At 65.1% G+C, this 5,556-nt stretch carries 4 protein-coding genes and 2 pseudogenes; 1 reads left to right on the plus strand and 5 read right to left on the minus strand.

Translation table 11 applies throughout. The features are described from left to right. Positions 1-219 (plus strand): annotated as a pseudogene (locus AC1DY5_RS40000) (MFS transporter); the annotation flags it as partial. Positions 220-460: 241 nt separating this feature from the next. Here the strand turns inward: AC1DY5_RS40000 and AC1DY5_RS40005 are convergent. The 5 genes and pseudogenes from AC1DY5_RS40005 to AC1DY5_RS40025 all read right to left on the minus strand — a co-directional run. Next, positions 461-916: pseudogene (locus AC1DY5_RS40005) on the minus strand (thiolase family protein); the annotation flags it as partial. A gap of 16 nt (positions 917-932) precedes the next feature. Beyond that, positions 933-2,276 carry a phenylacetate--CoA ligase PaaK gene (gene paaK / locus AC1DY5_RS40010; protein ID WP_478119996.1) on the minus strand — a complete coding sequence of 448 codons (1,344 nt, stop codon included), beginning with the start codon at positions 2,274-2,276 and terminating at the stop codon, positions 933-935. A 76-nt stretch (positions 2,277-2,352) separates the two neighbouring features. Then, on the minus strand, positions 2,353-3,885 hold the full coding sequence (gene paaH / locus AC1DY5_RS40015; protein WP_478119997.1) for a 3-hydroxyacyl-CoA dehydrogenase PaaH: 1,533 nt from the start codon (positions 3,883-3,885) through the stop codon (positions 2,353-2,355). A 1-nt stretch (position 3,886) separates the two neighbouring features. After that, a complete protein-coding gene (gene paaG, locus AC1DY5_RS40020) occupies positions 3,887-4,678 on the minus strand; it encodes a 2-(1,2-epoxy-1,2-dihydrophenyl)acetyl-CoA isomerase PaaG (protein WP_478119998.1) in 792 nt (263 codons plus the stop codon). A gap of 60 nt (positions 4,679-4,738) precedes the next feature. After that, positions 4,739-5,556: 2Fe-2S iron-sulfur cluster-binding protein (locus tag AC1DY5_RS40025; protein WP_478119999.1), on the minus strand; the 818-nt coding region annotated here is incomplete at its 5' end.

Genomic DNA, 5,556 nt, shown 5'->3' on the forward strand with positions numbered 1-5,556 from the left:
CTCCAGAACCTGTTCGGCATGGCAATGGGACCGCTCATTGGGGGCGTACTCTCCGACGCCTTCGGGCTGCAGACGGCATTGGCGGTGACACCGCTGTTCGGGATCGCTGCCGCCTGGATGCTGGTGATCGGTTCTCGCACCTACGAGCGTGACACCCAGCGGGCCGCAATGCCGCTGGTCGATGAGCCAAGCCTGCCTGAAGCACAACTTGCAGTTTGAAGACGCCGAAGGGTATCGATCACGGCATCGGCAGCGAGTCGGATCGGCCAAGCTCATCCAGAGCAAGCCTTGATGGCAAATGAAACTGAAAGGAAATTTGAGATGTTTGAGATGTTTGAGATGTTTGAGAAGTTTTTTGCGTGCCTGTATGCCCCTCCYTGGGATCTTGCAATTAAGGAGTGGAAACGWATGAGTGAGAGTTTCTCGGAGGACCGAAGTGGAAGYCTTGAATAGCACCGAAGGGATTCACAAAGCGCCACCCGATCGTCGTGTCCTCGATCCTTGCGCTTCGCGAGAAGGCGCTCTCCGCCTTGCCCTGCACGAATGGCGCCCGTGTCATGCTCTCGACGCCCGCCGCGATGACGAGCTGCGCGTCGCCGGACTTGATGGTGCGCGCGGCCAAGCCGATCGTGTCCAAGCTCGATCCGCACAGTCGGTTCACGGTATTGGCCGGCACGTCGACCGGCAGGCCCGCAAGCAGGACGGCCATGCGACCGACGTTGCGGTTGTCCTCGCCCGCCTGGTTCGCGCATCCGTACAGGACGTCATCGACAGCCGCCCAATCGACGCCGGGATTGCGTCGCACTAGTTCCTTGAGCGGCAGCGCCGCCAGGTCGTCGGCGCGAACGGTGGAGAGCGCGCCGAAATAGCGGCCGAAGGGTGTGCGAATCGCATCGCAGATCAGGGCGTTCAAGATTGTTTCTCCTATTGGTTCAGATGGCGCCAACCGGCCGTTCGGGCATGACCTTCGGGCGCTTGTCTAGGACCCGCATCGCCTTGCCGGTGCTTGTACGCGCCACGGAGTCCGCGGCCAGTACGTCGACCTTGGTGCTCACGCCGACTTGAACCTTGATGCGATGCGAAAGCTCGCGGGACAGGGTCTCGGTTTCCTTCGCGGACAGCGGGATGCCGGGCCGGGCTTCGACCAAGACATCCAGCTTGTCGAGGTGGCCGTCGCGGGAGACGACCAGTTGATAGATCGGCGCCAGGCTCGGCATCTTCAGGATCAGTTCCTCGATCTGCGTCGGGAAGACGTTGACGCCGCGAATGATCAGCATGTCATCGGAGCGGCCGGTGATCTTGCCGATCCGGCGCATCGCGCGCGACGTGGGTGGCAGCAATCGGGTCAGGTCGCGCGTGCGGTAGCGGATGATCGGCAGCGCCTCCTTGGTCAGCGAGGTGAAGACCAGTTCGCCTTCTTCGCCGTCGGGCAGCACTTCGCCGGTCTCGGGGTCGATGATTTCGGGGTAGAAGTGGTCCTCCCAGATCACGGGACCGTCCTTGCTCTCGACGCACTCGCTCGCCACGCCCGGGCCCATCACTTCGGACAGGCCGTAGATGTCGACCGCATCGAGGCCCGCGCGCGCTTCGATCTCGGCGCGCATCGCGTCGGTCCAAGGTTCGGCACCGAAGATGCCGACCTTCAGCGAGCTGTCAGCCGGATCGAGCCCCTGGCGCTGGAACTCCTCGATCAGGTTCAGCATGTACGACGGCGTCACCATGATGATGTTCGGCTTGAAGTCCTGGATCAGCTGGACCTGCTTCTCGGTCTGCCCGCCGGACATTGGGATCACCGTGCAGCCCAGGCGCTCCGCGCCGTAGTGCGCACCCATGCCGCCCGTGAACAGGCCGTAGCCGTAGGAGATGTGACAGATGTCGCCCTTGCGGCCGCCGGCCGCTCGGATCGAGCGCGCGACCACGGTGGCCCAGGTGTCGATGTCCTTCGCGGTGTAGCCGACCACCGTCGGCTTGCCGGTGGTGCCGCTCGAGGCATGGACGCGCACGACCTGCTCGCGCGGAACGGCGAACATGCCGAACGGGTAGTTGTCGCGCAGGTCCTTCTTCCCGGTGAACGGGAACTTGGCGAGGTCGGCAAGCTGCTTGAGGTCGTCGGGATGCACACCCGCCGCGTCGAACTTGGCGCGGTAGTGCGGCACGTTCTCATAGGCGTGCTTCAGAGTCGTCTTCAGCCGTTGCAACTGCAGGGCCGACAACTCGTCTCGGCTGGCGGTTTCGATCGCTTCAAGATCGCCGGGGTTGGGGTAACGCTGGACCATGTTGTCTTCTCCTTGGGTGTTTCATGAGCCCGCGGTGCGGGCAATGGGGTGTGGGGCAAATGCAATCGATGAGGCGTCAGGCGAAGAACTGACCATTGCTCCAGACCTTGCGTCGGGTCAGCGGCGAGGCGCGATAGCGATCCTCCCCGTAGACGGTGGCCAGGTTGTCGAGCACGCCGAGGACGTGGCTCAATCCGACCGCATCGGCCCACGACAGGGGACCGCGCGGGTAGTTGACGCCCTTCTTCATCGCCAGGTCGGCGCCCGCGGCGTCGCAGACGCCCTGGTTCACCGCGTCCGCGGCTTCGTTGGCCAGCATCGCGACGGTGCGCATCACCGCCATGCCGGGCACGTCCTCCAGCCGAGACACTGCGAAGCCGGCGCGCTGGAACACGGCTGCCGCACTGGCGAGATCGGCAGCGCTGCCCTGGTCCGCGACGGTCAGCGCCACGCGTCGCGATGTCTGCAGGTCGAGCGCCAGGTCCATCAGCACCGTCGCGGCCTGGCCCGACTCGCTGGCGCGCTGCGTGGCGCTGCGGCCGTCGGTGAGGTACACAGCCGCTGTTCCGGCCTCGAGGATTTGACCGTCCGGATGCGGCGCGTCGCGATGTTCGAAGGGCACCTCGCCTGCCCTCATCCGGGCTGCCAGTTGCACGGCGATGGTCGAGCCGCCATGCAGCACGACATGGCCCGGCAGATCCGCCGCGGGTAGGTCCTGTGGCACCGGCGGCGCGGCACCCTCGCCATGGGCGTAGAAGCCTCGGCCGGACTTGCGGCCGAAGAATCCGGCGTCGACCAGTTCCTGCTGGATCAGGGAGGGCGTGAAGCGTGGGTCATTGCTGTAGCTCTCGAAGACCGATCGCGTGACTGCATAGTTCACGTCGTGGCCGATCAGGTCCATGAGTTCGAAGGGCCCCATCCGGAAGCCGCCGCCATCGCGCATGACCGCATCGATCGTGGCGGGATCGGCGGCCCCTTCGCCCAACAGCCGCAGCGCTTCCGCGTAGTAGGGTCTGGCGACGCGGTTGACAATGAAGCCGGGCGTGGAGCGCGCGTGGACGGGACTCTTGCCCCAGGCGAGCGCCGTATCGAAGACCGCCTGCGCCACGTCGCGCCCGGTCGCCAGCCCGCTGACTACCTCGACCAGCGCCATCAGGGGCGCCGGGTTGAAGAAGTGCATGCCGAGCAATCGCGAAGGCCGCCGAAGCGCCGCGCCGATGGCAGTGATCGAAATCGAGGAGGTGTTAGTCGCAAGGATGCATTCGTCGCCGACGATCGCTTCGAGTTCCGAAAAGAGCTGGCGCTTCACCTGCAGGTTCTCGACGATTGCCTCGACCACCAGGGCCGATCCCGCGAGGGCCGCAAGGCCGTCCATGACGCCGAGCCTGCCCGCTGCCGCGTCAGCGTCTTCAACGGTCATGCGGCCCTTTTCGGCCAGCTTGGCGAAGGTCGCGCGAATGCCCGACACCGCCTTCTGCGCCGCCGCGGCGTTCATGTCGAACAGGCGGACCTCATGGCCCGCTACGGCAGCAATCTGTGCAATGCCGGCTCCCATGGCGCCGGCGCCGATGACAGCCACCTGGGAGGATTTGGAAAGTGCGTTGGACATGTCAGGCCCCCGTGAACTGAGGCGCGCGCTTGGCAATGAAGGCGCTGACGCCTTCCTGGTAGTCGGCGCTGCGGCCCAGTTCCCGCATCAGGTCCCGCTCGAGGTCCAGCTGCACTTCCAGTGTGTTGGCGGGGCTGGCGTAGATCGCCTGCTTGGTGCGGGCCAGGCCGAGGGTGAGCGCCGTTGCGAAGTGGCGGGCGAGCCGGTCGGTCTCGGGCTGGAGCTGCTCGTCGTCGACGCATTTCCAGATCAGGCCCCATGCGGCGGCTTGCTCGGCGCTGAGCTTGTCGCCGAGCATGGCCAACGCCATCGCCCGCGCAGTGCCCAGCAAGCGCGGCAGAAAATAGGTGCCGCCGGTATCCGGGATCAGACCCAGCTGGCAGAAGACTTCGACGAAGCTCGCCGACTTCGCCGCGATGACGATGTCGCAGGCCAGCGGCAGGTTGGCGCCTGCCCCTGCGGCGACGCCGTTGACGGCGCAGATCACAGGGATCGGCAGCGCGCGCAGGCTCCGTACCAACGGGCCGTAGTACTTCTCAACGGATTCCCCCAGGTCGACCGCCGCAGCGCCTGGCTTGACGGCCCGATCGGACAGGTCCTGTCCGGCGCAGAAGCCGCGCCCCGCGCCGGTCAGCACCAGCACGCGGACGGACTTGTCCGCCAGGACCTGATCCAGCGCCTGGCGGACCTCTTCGTGCATGGCGACCGTGAAGCTGTTGAGCTTGTCGGGCCGGTTCAAGGTCAGGCGGGCGATGCCGTCCTCGATGCTGAACAGTATGTTGTCGAAGGTCATGGTGTGGAAAGATTGCGTGGGTCTGTAGGCCGGTGGCGTGGGCGGCGTGCCGGGCCGCGCTCAGGTGTCCTGGTCGAAGTCCAGCACCACCTTGTCGGTGACCGGGAAGGCTTGGCAGCTCAGGACGAAGCCGCGCGCGACCTCGTAGTCCTCCAGCGCGAAGTTGACGTCCATGTCGACCTTGCCGTCGATGACCTTGGCGCGGCAGGTCGAGCAGACGCCACCCTTGCACGAGTAGCGCATGTCGATGCCCTGGCGCAGGCCGGCGTCGAGCACCGATTCCTTGTCCTTCTCCATCGTGAAGCTCGCGTGGCTCCCATCGATGATCAGGGTGACCTCGCATTCCTGCTTGCCGATCACCTGGTGCACCTGGTGCGCCTGCTTCTTCGGGATGCTGGCGGCGAAGAGTTCGAGCTTGATGCTCGACTTGGGCATGCCATTCGCCTGCAGGGCGTCGGACACCTCGTGCATCATGCTTTCGGGTCCGCAGATGAAAGCGGTGTCGACGGTCTCCAGGTCGATCCACTGCTTGAACAACTGCTCGCACTTCTCGCGCGTGATGCGGCCGTTGAACAGCTCGATGTCCTGCTGTTCGCGGCTCATGATGTAGACGATGTTCAGCCGCGTGAGATAGAGGTCCTTCAGCTCTGCCAGCTCCTCCTTGAAGATCACGGAGGACGATGCGCGGTTGCCGTAGAAGAGCGTGAACTCGCTGTTCAGTTCGAGCGCGAGCGTGGTCTTGATGATCGACAGCAAGGGGGTGATGCCGCTGCCGGCCGCGAATCCGATGTAGTGCTTGCGGTTGTCCGGAGACAGCTGGACGTTGAAGTGTCCCATCGGCGGCATGACATCGACCAGCACGCCGGGCTTGATCGTGT

It is taken from the genome of Variovorax sp. P4_D9, assembly GCF_056401695.1.

What these genes read in the sequence shown, in the direction of transcription:
- paaK (WP_478119996.1), bottom strand. Translation starts at nt 2,276, where the DNA reads ATGGTCCAGCGTTACCCCAACCCCGGCGATCTTGAAGCGATCGAAACC.
- paaH (WP_478119997.1), bottom strand. Translation starts at nt 3,885, where the DNA reads ATGTCCAACGCACTTTCCAAATCCTCCCAGGTGGCTGTCATCGGCGCC.
- paaG (WP_478119998.1), bottom strand. Translation starts at nt 4,678, where the DNA reads ATGACCTTCGACAACATACTGTTCAGCATCGAGGACGGCATCGCCCGC.